Source organism: Patescibacteria group bacterium, assembly GCA_041667185.1.
Taxonomy (GTDB): Bacteria; Patescibacteriota; Patescibacteriia; order SG8-24; family SG8-24; genus JBAYFM01.
This window is the reverse complement of the sequence record JBAYFM010000015.1, coordinates 19,063-33,246: the sequence shown is the minus strand read 5'-3', so window position 1 is coordinate 33,246 and position 14,184 is coordinate 19,063. Positions and strand designations below refer to the sequence as shown.

The following is a 14,184-nucleotide window of genomic DNA, read 5'->3' as shown; positions in this document are numbered from 1 at the left end:
TTTGTGGGGTTGTTGGGGGGGGGTGGGGGGGGGGGGGGCGTGGGGGGGGGGGGGGGGGGGGGGGGGGGGGCATTAACGAAACAAAAAACCGGACCCCGTAAGCTGCAGGGGTCCGGTCGGTTAGGGGCTGGTTCACCAGCCAAGTTTTCTGGCCGCTTTGAGCAGCGCCGCGGTCGTTACCACTTCGGTGATCCGGGTCGTCTTGTCGTTGTCTTCGTCGATCAGTTTCATCAACTGCTCCCGGGGCACCAGCACGATACGTCCGTCTCCGGGTCGGCGCAAGAAGTTCTTCGTGATCGTGGCCTGGACGACGATGATGTCGAGGCTGGCCGCTTCGCCGCGATGAGTGAGTTTGCCGACGTTCACGATCACGGGACAATCGAGAGCCCGGCGGCATTCTTCGCCGAAGGTCAGGCCGATAATGCGGCAGATCGGCGACACGTTCGGATCCTCGAGCAGCTTGTATTCGCTGGCCAGGATGCGTCCCCGGGGCAGCTCGTACGACCAGTCGTTGTTCTCGACCCGCCACTTTTTGACCAGGGCAACCTTGGAGGTCGCTGGTTCGCCGTTCTGGCTGACACTGAACATCGGGATGAGCACGCAGCTGGAACTGCCGAATCGGACCGGAATGTCCTTTTCGCCGTAGTGGGGCACGTCGACCCGGTACGTGATTTCCAGGCATCCGTCAGCGAGTATCTGGTAATGGCTGACGCCCTGGATCTCGGCTTCGCCTCTGGAGGCGTCGCCAAGCTGTTCGATCGCGATCCTCGGCAATTTGTGCTGCTGCAAGAGCTTATTGACCACCTCAAGTACGCGGTACTTGTCGTCTTTGGTCATGATAACCTCCCTAAAGTTGGTTTGCTTTCAAGGTACGAAACAGTAAACTATGGCATATTTTCGCTTAAAAGTCAATACTGGCAGCTTCGAACGATGTTTATTGTCAAGCTCAAATAAGCTTGAATATCGGTCGGCCGACCATCAGTCGCCAGCCAATAGCCAATCAGCCGGTTTTGTGGCAAAATCGAGGTTGTGAAGGCGGGGCCGCCGGGGCCGGTCTTCAGTTTGTTCGCGAGCAAAACAGTGTGGCAGTCTTGTTCCGTAGCAAAGCGGAGGGGTGGCAGAGCGGTCAAATGCGGCAGTCTTGAAAACTGCTGTACCAGAAATGGTACCGGAGGTTCGAATCCTCCCCCCTCCGCTTTGTTACGAAAATTCTGCGGATCAGCCCTGGTTCAGATCGCTCATTGGAATAAGAAAGAGATTCTCAACTATATATTTATGAACCTGACCCTGCTCATCGTTTGGATCCTAGGTATCACCTGTTTTACGGTCCTCGGCAGCTGGTATGCCCGCCGCACCGGCCGACCGGACCTGCTCATCGCGCTATACGTGACGTTCGTTCTGGTCGCCCAGGTCCTCGCCGCCAAGATCGCGGCCTTTGATCTGGGCTTCCAGACCTTCTACGGTCCGAGCGGCGTGCTGGTTTTCGCCGTGACGTTCTTGCTGACGGATATCGTCAACGAGCGCTTCGGCCGGATGGAAACCCATCGGATGATCGGTATCGCGTTTCTCTCTCAGGTGGCGATGGTCCTGTTCTTCTGGCTGGGCGTGAGACTCACGCCAGCGCCGTTCTGGGGCCTGCAGGATGCCTGGAGCCAGATCTTCAACGCCGTTCCCCGCATCACGCTCGCGAGCTGGGCCGCGTTCCTGATCTCGGAGAATTTCGACGCGGTCGTCTTCGCCTGGTTCAAGCGTAAGACCGGCGGCCGCCATCTTTGGGCCCGCAACGCTTTCAGTTCGCTGCCGGCGCTCGCTCTCGACAGTCTGATCTTCATCCCGCTGGCTTTTGCTGGTTCCGCTCCGCTCGGGCCGCTCATCATGGGCCAGATAGCGGTCAAATGGCTCGTGGGTCTCGTGGACATACCTTTCATGTATCTGAGCCGCTGGATCATGAGCGGCGGCCAGTCGTCCGTTCCGGCAGCCAAGACGGTTTGACGCGGTAAATAAAAATTCCGTTGATCCGATAAAAAAATACCCCGCCGGAAAGCGGGGTATTGTCTAAAGCTGCGGAATGCGGAGCGTGGCTCGGAAGAGCACGGCTGATGTCAGAACGTCGCTCATGAATTTGCTGGAGCGGACGTGTGTCAGCAGCTGGGCTGGCTCCATGAGAACGAGTTCGCCGTCGCCGCGTTTCCGTCGCCCGGGCTGAACGACTCTGGCCCGGATCAGGTAGGCGCGGGTCGGCGAGTTCTCGCCGTCCAGCCGGAATTCACCCAGGCTTTCGACCTTGTCGGTCGCGAGCCATTCGCGGAATTCCTCGCCCAGGATGCTCGTGAGCACCCGGTGCGCCGGCGAGTCGACCTCGCTGTTCTTGCCGGCGGGATTCGGATCCGTTCCGCGCGGGAGTTCGAAGGTCCACTCTGTCCCTCCGACCAGCCAGCGCTTGATCAGGCCGATCTTCCAGCGTTTGTCTGACGCCTCACCCTGGTTGACGCGCAAATAGGGCACGACACAGATGAGGCTGGGACCGAAATTGATCGAGATCTTGGCCTGGCCGCGGTCGGAAGTCTCGACCAAGAAGCTGATCCTGACGCGTCCGGGTCCCTGCTCCTGGAAATCTAGCAGGTCGACGATCTCGCGTTGGCCGGTCTCGGCGTCGCCCAGATGAGCCTCGTTCCAGAGCGGTAAGTCGAATTCCTGCAGAACCGCATTGATCTTTTCGAGGAGCTGCGGCTTCGAAATATTCGGTTTGGACATGCTCTTCTCCTTTCATCCGTTGGTTTGGTTTGTAAAGAACGGGTTTTCATACCATATTTGAGCCGAAAAGTCAAGACGGCCGGCCTGATCAGGCGGCTCTGGTTGGCTTGGGCCGGATATGCTATAAATATAAAAGTAATTGAGGTCAAAATATGCCCAGATCCAAGCATAGCGATCCAGAAACTCAAGCCAAACAGCCGGAATTCCTGATGGGGCCGCACGGTCGCATCTATCTTCAGTGGCAGTATTCCGACGGCGTTCAGCACGAGCGCGGCCGTCTTTGGTATATCATCGCCATCCTGGCCGGGCTGGGGCTCTTGATTTATGCGCTGTCATCTGCTAACTTTCTCTTCGCGCTCATCATCGTGATGTTCGCGCTCGTGATCTACGTCTCGTCGGTTTCCGAGCCCGCACCGATCGCCTTCGCGATCACAGAAGAGGGGATCGAGATCGGCAGTGTCTTTCATCCTTATCGGGATGTCGACAAGTTCTGGTTCTACTACGAACCGCCGTTCGCCGCGAATCTGTACATCACGACCAAAGGCCTTCTCGGTTCGCGACTGACGGTCGATCTCAAGGATCAGGATCCCAACATTGTCCGCAAGTATCTGGGGTCTTTCGTCCAGGAGGATCTGGATCAGGTCGATGAGCCGCTCTCCGATACGTTAAGCCGCATCCTGAAAATTTGATCGCGCAGTTAGCCAGGAGCTATCAGCTAATGGCTAGCCGCTAGCCTGCGCCCGTAGCTCAGTTTGGATAGAGCGCGACCCTGCGAAGGTCGAGGTCGGACGTTCGAATCGTCCCGGGCGCACCACGCAAGAACACCAGCTTGTCTGGTGTTTTTACGTTTCGCAGGGTCGCGCTCCAAGGAAGCGGTCTTCCGCGCTTTCGCTCGCCAAGATAAGGTATCGCTCGCGAAAGCCGGGGCGGCCGTTGCCGCCCGTGCGCCGCTCGCCGGCTCGCGGCGCACCCCTGCGAAGGTCGAGGTCGGACGTTCGAATCGTCCCGGGCGCACCACGTAAAAACCGCAGCTTGTCTGCGGTTTTTACGTGCCCCGTGGAGCTGAGCGAAGCGAAGCTCTTTACGGGGCCTTCTCCAGACGAACGCTGCGGTTCACGTGGCGCAGCCACGTAAAAATCCCAGCTCGTTTGCGGTTTTTTCGTATCTCCGCCAGCGGCGACATCCTGTCCTGTCGGTTCGTATGATCCAGAGCTACGATGATCCCGCAAATCCGGTATACTTATCGCATGCCCGACAAAGACCCGGTACAACCAAAGGTCAGCGCCGATACGCCGGTCGAAAAGATCGTTCGTTTGACGTCCCGCCAGCGTTCGGCTTTGGCTGGTTTGGGCGTGCAGACCGCCTGGGACGCGGTCAATTATTATCCTTTCCGTTTCGATGATTTCTCGGCGGTCAGCCGGATTGCCGACGCTGCTCCTGGCGAGCAGGTCACGATCATCGCCAAAGTGGCGCGGGTCAATTCGCGCCGCAGTTTCCGGCAGCGCCGCTTGTCCATGACCGAGGCCTTGCTCGAGGATGAGAGCGGGCAGATCAAGGCGATCTGGTTCCATCAGCCGTATATCGCGAGCAAGCTCAAGGCGGGCGAAAGTTATCGTTTCGCCGGCAAGGTCACTCTGAACAAATACGGCCCCAGCCTCATCAGTCCGCTTTACGAGGAAGCCGAACGCCGCGACGGAGTCTACGCGCTGCCGCTCGTGCCGGTCTATCCGCTCGCGGCCGGCGTGAGCCAGTTCGTCATCCGCCGGCTGGTCGGCGCCTGCCGCGAATTGGCCGGCCAGCTGCCGGATCATCTGCCGGCGGCGTTGCTTCGGCGTCATCAACTGATCGGCCTCAGCCAGGCCCTGGTCGGCATCCATTTCCCGAAGACCGCCGCCGAAGCGGCCGCGGCCAGGCGGCGTCTGGCTTTCGATGAGATGCTGCGGCTGCAGCTCTACGTCGGCAAGCAGCGGCGGTTCCGGCAGGGGAGCCGGGCCGTCGAAGTGCCGTTCGATCTCGAGACGACGCGGTCCTTGGTCGGGCGGCTGCCGTTCCGGCTCACGAACGATCAGCGCCGGGCGGCCTGGGAGATCCTGAAAGACATGAACAAGCCGACGCCGATGCACCGGCTCCTCGACGGCGACGTCGGCAGCGGCAAGACCGTGGTCGCGGCTATCGCCATGATCAACGCGGCCCGGGCCGGCTATCAGGCCGCGCTCATGGCGCCGACCGAGATCCTGGCCAAACAGCATTTTGAGACGCTCCGGAAGGTCATGGACGGCCAAGGCGTCAGGATCGCGCTGTGGACCAATTCCTACAAGATCGGCTTGTTGCGCGGCCGCCCGGCGCCGGCGGTCGGCAAGGCGGCGGTCTCGAAGCTCGCCGGCAAGATCGCCACCGGCGGTTACGACGTCGTCATCGGCACGCACGCGCTCATCGAGGAGTCTGTCGTCTTTCATGCGCTCGCTCTGGTCGTGATTGACGAGCAGCACCGCTTCGGCGTCCGGGCGCGTCAGGCGCTGTGCGCCAAGTCCGGCCGTCCGGGTTTCGAACCACATCTCCTTTCCATGACCGCGACGCCGATCCCGCGCTCTCTGGCCATGACCTTCTACGGCGACCTGGACATTTCGCTCCTGAAAGAAAAACCGCAGGACCGCAAACCGATCATCACTCGCGTGGTCCGGCCGTCAGGCCGCGCTGCGGCTTTTGCTGCCGTGCGCCGCGAACTCGACGCCGGGCGACAGGCCTTCATCGTCTGTCCGCTCATCGATCCGTCGGATGCGCACGGTTCGGTTTCCGTGGCCGAAGCTTACGAACGGCTGATCCGGACCGATCTGCCCGGCGTGCCGGCCGCCATGCTGCACGGCAAGCTGCCGGCCGAGGAGAAAGAACGGATCATGGCCGAGTTCCTGGCCGGCCGGACCAAAGTACTCGTCTCGACTTCGGTCATCGAGGTCGGCATCGACGTGCCGAACGCCACCATGATGTGCATCGAGGGTGCTGAGCGTTTCGGTCTGTCCCAGCTCCACCAGTTCCGCGGGCGCGTCGGCCGCGGCGAACACCAGTCCCATTGCTTGCTGCTGCCCGGCGACGCTTCGCCCGAGGCTCTGGAGCGGCTGGCGGCGCTCGCCGCCACGAGCGACGGTTTCATCCTGGCTGACAAGGATCTGAAGATGCGCGGTCCGGGCGATCTGCTGGGAACGGCGCAATCCGGTTTTCCGACCTTTCATCTGGCGTCGTTCAGCGATCTGGAGATGATCCGGGATGCGCGGACGGCGGCCGACGAGCTGTTGCTGGCCGAATCCCGGGGCGAGTTGCCGCCGGCGGCGCACGAGCTCTTGTCCCGCATCGAGGGCGGCCATGTCCACCTGGAGTAGGGCGGCCGCGTCCGTCCACATTCCGCAGCCGCCGGACCGGGGCGCGTCCGGTCTCGCTGGTCGGAATTCATGAAAACAAAAGCCGCCGGCATATTGGCCGGCGGTCTTTTTTTTTTGATGGCGCTCAGCGCGGTTTGCGGCCGGCGAGCAGGGCGTGGAGGTCGTGGACCGAGCGGATCTCGATGACGTCGGTTCCGGCGGGGATCTTGATCTTGGAGGCGCGCGGCAGGGAAGTGATGATGCGGCGGATGCCGAGGCTCGCGGCTTCGGCGACGCGGCGTTCGCTCGAGATCACGGAGCGGACCTCACCGCCGAGTCCGATCTCGCCCCAGATGGCGGCGTCGGCCGGCAAGGGAGCGTCGGCGTAGGCAGAGACGATCGCCGCGGCCACTGCGAGATCAGCGGCCGGCTCGCGGACCTTCAGTCCGCCGACGACGTTCACATAGACGTCGGACGAGGCCAGGTCAGCGCCCTCGCGCTTGGTCAGGACGGCGACGAGCATCTCCAGGCGCGCCTGGTCGAGGCCTGTGGCCCGCCGGACCGGATAGCCGAAAGCGGTGCGTCGGACGAGCGCCTGGATCTCGATCAGGATCGGCCGCGTCCCTTCGATGACGCAGCAGACGGCCGAGCCGGGCATGCCCGGCTGGCGTTCTTCGAGCAGGTAGGCGGAGGGATTCTTGATCTCTTTGAGCCCGGTCTCGGTCATGTCGAAGACGCCGGTCTCGTCAGTCGAACCGAAGCGGTTCTTGAGGCAGCGCAGGACCCGGAGCGGATGGCTGCGTTCGCCTTCGAAGGTCAGGACCGCGTCAACGACGTGTTCGAGTGTCTTCGGTCCGGCGACCTGACCGTCCTTGGTGACGTGGCCGATGAGCAGCAGCGGCAGGTCGGCGCGTTTGGCGAAAGCGGTGAGCGTCGCGGCAGCACCTCGGAGCTGGTTGACCGCGCCGGCCTCCGAGGGGATATCCTCGTCGTAGATGGTCTGCACGGAATCGATGACCGCGAAAGCGGGATGGAGCTTCTCCAGCGCTCCGGCGATGGCACCGACGCCGGTCTCATTGATGAAAAAAATGTTCGTCTGGTCGAGCTTCAGCCGGTCGGCGCGCATCTTGACCTGGGCGGCGGATTCTTCGCCGGAGACGTAGGCAATCTTGGCGCCGGTCTGCTTCGCGAGGGCGGCGCAGAGTTCGAGCGCCAGGGTCGATTTGCCGATGCCGGGCTCGCCGCCGAGGAGCGTCACGGAGCCGAGCACGATGCCGCCGCCGAAGACGCGGTCGACCTCGCCGATGCCGGAGCGCAGGCGTTTCTCGCCGCTGCCGGCCACGTCCTTGAGGCTGACTGAAGCCGCGGCCGCGCGAGGAGCCGCTTGTTTGCGTTCAGTTCCGCCGGCCGGCACCGCGAGCGCCAGAGTGCCCCAGGAGCCGCATTCCAAACATTGCCCGGTCCACTTGGGGCTCTGGGCGTCGCATTTGGAACAGAGATAGACCGTCTGTGATTGTTTGGGCATAAGACGGGGCGAAGTTACTTTTTTGGACGGCAGCTGTCAAGTTTTTCCGGCCGCGGGATCATCGGGGCGGCGGGAAGGGGCAGCTCGGATAGGAACAGCCGTTGCCGCCCAGATCGAAATGCCAGATCTCTTTAGCATAGCGCGTGAAGCCGGCCTCGGTCATGATCTGGCTCAGGATCTGGGCGCCTTCGCGCCACTCGGAGTTGCCCTGGTAGTTCGGGTCCCGGGGATTGGTCCTGGCGCCGCAGGTCAGTAGTTGCGCGCCGGACTTGTCGCACAGGAAGAGGTCCACGGACCGGCCGGCCGCGTGGCCTCGCGGCGTGGTGTTCGGCGGCCCGATCAGGCTGAACAGATAATCATTCGGATCTTTTCCGGAGGTCGGTTCGAAGGTCGCGCAGATGAGGCCTAATATGGTGCTCAGTCTCCGGCCCGAAGACGTGACAACGACGTAGTAGTTCGAGTTCCTGCCAGTCGCTATCTCGCCGACCCGGCGCAAAGCCGCAATCATGTCAGGGGTCGCGTAGGTGCCCATGTTCGGCTTGACCCCGGGGATGTCTTGGGGAATAGCCTCGGTCAGCGGCACCAGACTCGTCGGATATTCGGGCCAGGTCCTCGGGTCCGGGTGCGCCGCGCACCACCGGCGGCAGTCAGCGCGCATGGCCATGACGTCGGCTCCCTGACCGCAGACCCGGGTTCCCGGCGGCAGAGCGTTGAGTTCTTCGGCCTCGAACATGTCAGCTTCAAGCTTGAAGCTGACCGTCTCGATATAACGGACCCGGAGAGCGCTCAGATTGACCAGTTCCGGATTGACCGTGGCGAGGACGAGGTAGGAAGCCAGGAGAATGGAAAGGCCCAGGATGGCATTGGTTATCTTTTCTTTGCCTTTCATGACCTGGCCGGTGTCGCCGCCGGCCGTGAGATATTGGAAGCCGCCGATCATCATCATGACCGCGGCGAGGATCGCGGCGATGCCGACTGCGTATTTGAAAGCGCCGGCGACATAGTCGGCGATCCAGGGAATGTCGATGTATTTTTTTCCTTCGACCTCGATCAGTCGGGGAGACTGCAGCTGGATGTCCGGCACGGGGACGCTCAGCGTCGGCGCGCTGGACACGGCTGGTTGCGGCCTGGTGCCGGGAGTGATGGTGATGCCGGTGTTGACGTCAGAGGTGACGGTCGGTCGCGAAGACGTCGCCTCCTGTTGAGCGAGCGCCGCGGCGGTCCCCAAGAGCAGCCAGCCGGCGATCAGGACGATCGGCAGCAGCGCCGCTTTTTTCATTTGCCGATCGGTCATAGGTCAGGCGTTATTTGAAATCCAGGGTTTTGGCCGGAGCTTTCGCGAGTTCGTCGGCGACCAGCTGATGCAGGGAAACATAGCTTTCCGCGCCGGACATCCGCTGGCTGTTGATGAAGGCGTAAGGCGTCGAATCGATGTTCAACCCGATCCCTTCGTTGATGTCGCGTTCGATGAGCGGCAGCGTCGACCGGTCATTGAGACAGCGCGTGAAAGAATCCAGATCAAGCCCCAGCTCGGACGCGATGCGGCCATAGGTACTCTGGTCGAGGCTCTGGGCTTCGGCCAGCAGCCGGTCGTGATATTCCCAGAAAGCTCCATAGGCAGCCGCGCAGCGGGCGGCGATGGCGGCCACGGTTCCCGTCGTCAGTTGGTTGGTCGAGTGGGGGAAATCTTTCCAGACCACGCGCACCGAATCCGGGAATTCCTTAGTGATCTCTCCGAGCCAGCCGTCGAGCGTCGCGCAGGGGGCGCAAAGATAGTCGCCGAAGACGACGATCGTGACCGGGGCGTTGGCCGGACCGCGCATGGGATTTCCGAATTCGACCTTGGGTTGCGTCAGCGTGCCAGCCGCGGTGGTTCCGGCCGCGCCGGAGCCGAGGTCGGTTTTTTTCGCTTCCGGGTTTTCCGGAGGCAGGGCCGACAGCGCATAGAGGAACAGGACCAGGGCGGCGATCAGTCCGGTGATGGCGATGAAGATGGAAGGTTTGCGCATGGTGGTGGGATCAGGTATTGCCGGATCGTCACTGCAGCTTGATCTCGTTCAGGATTCCGCTGGCCTTGTCGGTGAAATAGAGGGTCTTGCCGTCCGGCGAAAGGATGAGTTCTTTGATGGTGTGGCTGCCTTCGGGTTCGGCGATCTTGGTCTGCAAGCCGGTGATCAGGTCGATCTTGATGATATTATCCGGCGTATCATCGACGACAGCGGGCTGTAGGCCGGCGCCGCGCGGCATGCTGGTCGGCACGGCGCAGAAGACGGTGGCGCTGTCCGCGAAGGTGCATTTATCAGCCCAGGTATTCACGTTCAGAGTGTGGCGGTTGCTGCCGATGTTGTCGCCGCTCGCGTCGACCAGCCACAAGGTCGGCTTGTAATCGGATCGGGTGCTCGCGGCGCTGTAGAGCAACTGTTCGCCGGTCGGCGACCAGCGCGGCCGAAAATCGAACCCCTCGACCGTCATGGATTTGAAGTTCTCATGATATTGCCCGATGAAGAAGATCTCGCGGCTGTCGAGTCCTTGGAATTCTCCAGTGCTCGCGGTGGCGACGATCTGATTGCTGGGCGACCAGGCGACATTGACCTTGTCGGCGTTTTCGCCGAGTTCCTGGACGGCTCGCGCGCCGCTGCCGTCGGGGTTCGAGATGACCAGATAGCGGTTGCTGGCGTCAGTGCCGATGCTTTTCGCGGCCATCTGCTCTCCGGACGGGGAGAAATCGAAGGCTTCCCAATGCGCCGGCAGCGTGACCTGGCGGCTGCTGTTGAAGTCGTACATGATATTCGAACCGTCGGGATATTCGATGATGGCTTTACTGCCGGCCGGGTCGAAGGTCACGCCAGAGGCGTTGTAGAAGACTTTCTCGGACAGCGGGACCACTTGGCCGTCGGGCAGGCGGCGGTAGAATTTTCCGTCAGTGCGGTTGTAGTAGCTGAGGTCGCCGTTGCTCGTGATTGCGGCTCCGGTGGCCGGAGCGTTGGTGACCGGTTTGACGAGTGTCAGTCCGCCGTTCGCCACCGCGGACAGGCCTGGCGGCAATTCTCCGGTTACCGGCGCGGTCGGCCGGGCTGGCCCGCCGGTCGGGGAGGGCGGCAGCGGCGTGACCGGAGCGTTGACGTTCGCGGCTGGCGGCGCGACGATCGCGGGTCCGCCGACCGGACCGAAGAAAAGATAATAGATGAAAAAGCCGACGCCGACGGCGATCGCGAGCAGACCGAGGAGTAAAAGTATCTTTTTGAAATTCATAAGGTTGATCCGGTTCGGCTGTTTAGAAGGCGATTTTAATGGCCGCGTAAGCGCAGACAGTGGCGGTTAACGGGTTGGAACATGCGATCGTGATCGTGGAGATCGCGAGGATGATCAGATATACGAATAACTGCAAGGACAGCAACAGCGACGCCAGCAACCACTCAACCCTCAGTAACAAGTCGGCTTTTTTAAGGATCTTTTGGAGCCCCTCCGGAATGCTCGGACCGCCAGCCATGCTTATCGCGGCACCGGTCGAGGGTGAATTCTGGAAAGCCGCGGCGGCATCAATGACATGCCGATCGGTGAGAAACTTATGGATCATGAGGTGGATCGTGCCGGTTATATCCAGGAAGTACCAGCCGACGATTCCTGCGTAGATCATGTAACGCTTAGTCATCGCTTTCACGGCTTTGTTGATGGTGGCCTGGCCGCCGCCGGATTTCGAGGTTGGTTGTGCAGCCGCTTCGGCGTTGCCGTTTGTCGCCGCCGTCTGGGTTTCGGACGACTGGGCGCGGACGGTCTGCAATCTTTGGTTTTCGAGCTGGCTGCGACGTCCTCGCGCTGAACCGTCATCGCCGACGGGCAGTGATTCCGATCGGTCCGCCGGCAGGGATATCCGCTGGGACGTCGAAGCGGCGAGCGCGGACAATCTTTGCGTCTCAAGCTGGCGGCGGCGCGCGGCGCCGTCGTTCAGTGCTTCCGGTCTCGATTGTTCAGCCGGCGACGCGGGCATGGGTTTGGCGCTTAGCCAGGATCAATTGATCTTCTTTGCGTTTGACCGTCACAGTTTCGCCACGGACGAATTTTTCAGCGAGCAGTTCGCGGGAGAGGGGATTCTCGATCAGGTCCTGAATCTGCCGCCGCACGCCGCGGGCGCCGTAGAGCGGGTTCCAGCTGCGCTCGGCGATGAGTTCCGCGGCTTTGGCGTCGACCGCGAGTCTGATGCCGTAGTCGCGTTCGAGCCGACCGGCGAGCTCGCCGAGCTGTAGGCGGGCGATGAATTCCAGATCTTTCTTCGCCAGCGGTTTGAAAGAGATGATCTTGTCGATGCGGTTCAGGAATTCCGGCCGGAAGGATCTTTCCAGTTCCTTCATGACCTCGGAGTTCGCGTCGCGGATCTGGTCCGCGCTGTATTCGCCGGCGTTCGCCGAGCCGAAGCCGATGTCCGTCTGGCCGATCTTGCTGGCGCCGACGTTCGAGGTCATGACGATGATGGCGTTCTTGAAATTGATCTTGCGGCCCGTGGCGTCGGTGATGTGCCCGTCCTCCAGGATCTGCAGCAGCAGGTTATGGATCTCGCCGTGGGCTTTCTCGATCTCGTCGAACAGCACGATCGAGTGCGGTTTGCGCTTGACCACGTCCGTGAGTTTGGTCCGGTCCTTGTAGCCGACGTAGCCGGCTGGCGCGCCGATGAGTTTCGAGACGTTGAAACCCTCGGCGAATTCGGACATGTCGATGCGGACGAGCGCTTCCGGATCCTGCAGGACCTCGACGGCCAGGGTCTTGGCGAGTTCGGTCTTGCCGACGCCCGAGGGGCCAAGGAACAGGAAAGAGGCGAGCGGCCGGTTCGGACTCGCGATGCCGGCTTTGGCGCGGCGGACGAGTTCCGCCACGGCTGTGACCGCCTCGTCCTGGCCGATGATGTGGGCGCGGAGCGTCTCCTCGAGTTTGAGCAGGCGGGCCTTTTCTTCTTTCAACAGGTCGGTGATCGGGATGCCGGTGGCGCGGGAAATTACCGCGGCGATGTCCCGGCGGCCGATCTCGCCGATGACCGGACGGCGGCCGGTTTTGTCCTGACGCTTCAGTCCGGCGATGTCGGCTTCGAGCGCTTTTTCCTTCGATTGCAATTCCAGTGCCTCGATGAAATTCTCGGTCGTGACGGCTTTCTGCTTGCGGCGGCCGATCTTCTGGAGATCATCTTCCAGCGCCTGGAGTTTCTTGGCGTCGGTTTCGCCATGGTATGACACGCGGACGCAGGCGGCGGCTTCGTCCATGAGGTCGATGGCCTTGTCCGGCAGGAAGCGGTCCTGCACGTAGCGGTCGGAGAATTTCACCGCCGCTTCGATGGCGTCGTCCGTGATCTTCACGCCGTGGTAGTGTTCGTAATTATCGCGGAGGCCGCGCAGGATCTCGACCGTGACCTCGGGCGACGGCGGTTCGACGATGATCGGCTGGAAGCGGCGCTCGAGCGCGGCGTCGGATTCGATGCTTTTCTTGAATTCGGCCGGCGTCGTGGCGCCGATGCAGCGCAGGTCGCCGCGGGCGAGCGCCGGCTTCAGGATGTTGGCGGCGTCGAGCGAACCCGAGGTCGAACCGGCCCCGGTGATGTTATGCAGTTCGTCGATGAACAGGATGATGTCCGGATCGCTTTTCACCTCGTCGATGATCTGTTTGACCCGGCTCTCGAATTCGCCGCGATAGATGGTGCCGGCGATGATCATGCCGAGGTCCAAAGACAGGATGCGCTTGCCAGCGAGCACCTCCGGCACGTCGCCCGCGAGGATGCGCTTGGCGAGCCCTTCGACGATCGCGGTCTTGCCGACGCCGGCCTCGCCCAGCAGCACGGGGTTGTTCTTCGTGCGGCGGCAGAGGATCTGGACCAGCCGCTCGATCTCTTTGTCGCGGCCGATGACCGGGTCGATGTTTTCCTGAGCCTTGCGGTCGGTGAGGTCGACCGAAAAGAATTCCAGCGCCTGGGATTTCGGCGATTTGGCGGTCGGACGTTTCTTGGCGTCGGTCTTCGCGGCTTCATCTTCGGCGAGTTCTTTTTTGCGGTCCTTGGGCGTCTTGGAACCCTCGAAGGTCTCGGTGATCTCCGGGAATTTGGAAGTGCTCTTGAGCATCGTATCCACTTTGGCGCGCAGTTCGGCCGAGTTGATGTTCTGCTCGCTCAGGATCGCCTCGATGGCCGGCGAGTCGATCTGCAAGATTCCCGCGAGCAGGTGTTCGGTGCCGACATATTTGTGTTCGTTGACGTTGGCCGTGAGCACGGCTTTTTCGACGGCGCGTTTGGCGTCCGCGGACAGCCGAGGGCCGCCGCCCGAGGCGTCGCCGCCGTCGCGGCGCAGCAGCTCGTCGGAGAGACGCAGCACGCGGCGGATCTCCTCGGTGCCGACTTCGGTCTTGCGCAGCAGCTCGCCGCCGACGCTGCCTTTCTGCTGGAGCAGCGCCAGGAGCAGATGTTCGGGGCCGATCGACAGCGAGTCGAGTTCCACGGCCAGGGAGTAGCCCTTGGCCAGGACGTTCTTCAGATGCGCGGTGAATTTTTCGAGGATGTCGGCCATAAGGAGTGGGGAA

At 61.9% G+C, this 14,184-nt stretch carries 11 protein-coding genes and 3 tRNA genes; 6 read left to right on the top strand and 8 right to left on the bottom strand.

Translation table 11 applies throughout. The features are described from left to right. Positions 1 to 132: 132 nt before the first annotated feature. Positions 133 to 837 carry a hypothetical protein gene (locus tag WCT10_05445; protein ID MFA6604244.1) on the bottom strand — a complete coding sequence of 235 codons (705 nt, stop codon included), beginning with the start codon at positions 835 to 837 and terminating at the stop codon, positions 133 to 135. Between the two features lie 271 nt (positions 838 to 1,108). Between WCT10_05445 and WCT10_05440 the strand changes: the two genes are divergently transcribed. Continuing rightward, positions 1,109 to 1,195 (top strand) — tRNA-Ser (locus WCT10_05440). A gap of 80 nt (positions 1,196 to 1,275) precedes the next feature. Further along, positions 1,276 to 1,992: a queuosine precursor transporter gene (locus WCT10_05435; protein ID MFA6604243.1), complete on the top strand. Its 717-nt coding sequence runs from the start codon at positions 1,276 to 1,278 to the stop codon at positions 1,990 to 1,992. A gap of 63 nt (positions 1,993 to 2,055) precedes the next feature. Here WCT10_05435 and WCT10_05430 read toward each other — a convergent pair whose 3' ends face one another. Further along, positions 2,056 to 2,754, bottom strand: coding sequence for a hypothetical protein (locus WCT10_05430; GenBank protein MFA6604242.1), 699 nt, complete (start codon positions 2,752 to 2,754; stop codon positions 2,056 to 2,058). Positions 2,755 to 2,906: 152 nt separating this feature from the next. Here WCT10_05430 and WCT10_05425 point away from each other — a divergent pair, with 152 nt between their 5' ends. From WCT10_05425 to recG, 4 genes are all read left to right on the top strand, one after another. Further along, positions 2,907 to 3,443 carry a hypothetical protein gene (locus tag WCT10_05425; protein MFA6604241.1) on the top strand — a complete coding sequence of 179 codons (537 nt, stop codon included), beginning with the start codon at positions 2,907 to 2,909 and terminating at the stop codon, positions 3,441 to 3,443. Between the two features lie 47 nt (positions 3,444 to 3,490). Further along, positions 3,491 to 3,568 (top strand) — tRNA-Arg (locus WCT10_05420). Between the two features lie 121 nt (positions 3,569 to 3,689). Further along, positions 3,690 to 3,771, top strand: a tRNA-Arg gene (locus WCT10_05415). Positions 3,772 to 4,001: 230 nt separating this feature from the next. Continuing rightward, positions 4,002 to 6,128 (top strand): ATP-dependent DNA helicase RecG, encoded by a 2,127-nt coding sequence (recG, locus tag WCT10_05410; GenBank protein ID MFA6604240.1) that lies wholly within the window; start codon positions 4,002 to 4,004, stop codon positions 6,126 to 6,128. 124 nt (positions 6,129 to 6,252) lie between these two features. On the opposite strand, the gene radA is transcribed toward recG, so the two are convergent. The 6 genes from radA to WCT10_05380 are packed head-to-tail and all read right to left on the bottom strand — an operon-like array spanning position 6,253 to position 14,171. After that, positions 6,253 to 7,632, bottom strand: a complete 1,380-nt coding sequence (gene radA, locus WCT10_05405) for a DNA repair protein RadA (GenBank protein MFA6604239.1) — start codon at positions 7,630 to 7,632, stop codon at positions 6,253 to 6,255. Positions 7,633 to 7,690: 58 nt separating this feature from the next. After that, positions 7,691 to 8,926 carry a hypothetical protein gene (locus tag WCT10_05400; GenBank protein ID MFA6604238.1) on the bottom strand — a complete coding sequence of 412 codons (1,236 nt, stop codon included), beginning with the start codon at positions 8,924 to 8,926 and terminating at the stop codon, positions 7,691 to 7,693. 10 nt (positions 8,927 to 8,936) lie between these two features. Next, positions 8,937 to 9,641, bottom strand: a complete 705-nt coding sequence (locus WCT10_05395; protein MFA6604237.1) for a thioredoxin domain-containing protein — start codon at positions 9,639 to 9,641, stop codon at positions 8,937 to 8,939. 28 nt (positions 9,642 to 9,669) lie between these two features. Then, on the bottom strand, positions 9,670 to 10,884 hold the full coding sequence (locus WCT10_05390; protein ID MFA6604236.1) for a hypothetical protein: 1,215 nt from the start codon (positions 10,882 to 10,884) through the stop codon (positions 9,670 to 9,672). Between the two features lie 22 nt (positions 10,885 to 10,906). Then, positions 10,907 to 11,620: a hypothetical protein gene (locus tag WCT10_05385; protein MFA6604235.1), complete on the bottom strand. Its 714-nt coding sequence runs from the start codon at positions 11,618 to 11,620 to the stop codon at positions 10,907 to 10,909. Beyond that, a complete protein-coding gene (locus WCT10_05380; GenBank protein ID MFA6604234.1) occupies positions 11,601 to 14,171 on the bottom strand; it encodes an ATP-dependent Clp protease ATP-binding subunit in 2,571 nt (856 codons plus the stop codon). Before WCT10_05380 ends, WCT10_05385 begins: the two co-directional genes overlap by 20 nt. Positions 14,172 to 14,184: the final 13 nt, after the last annotated feature.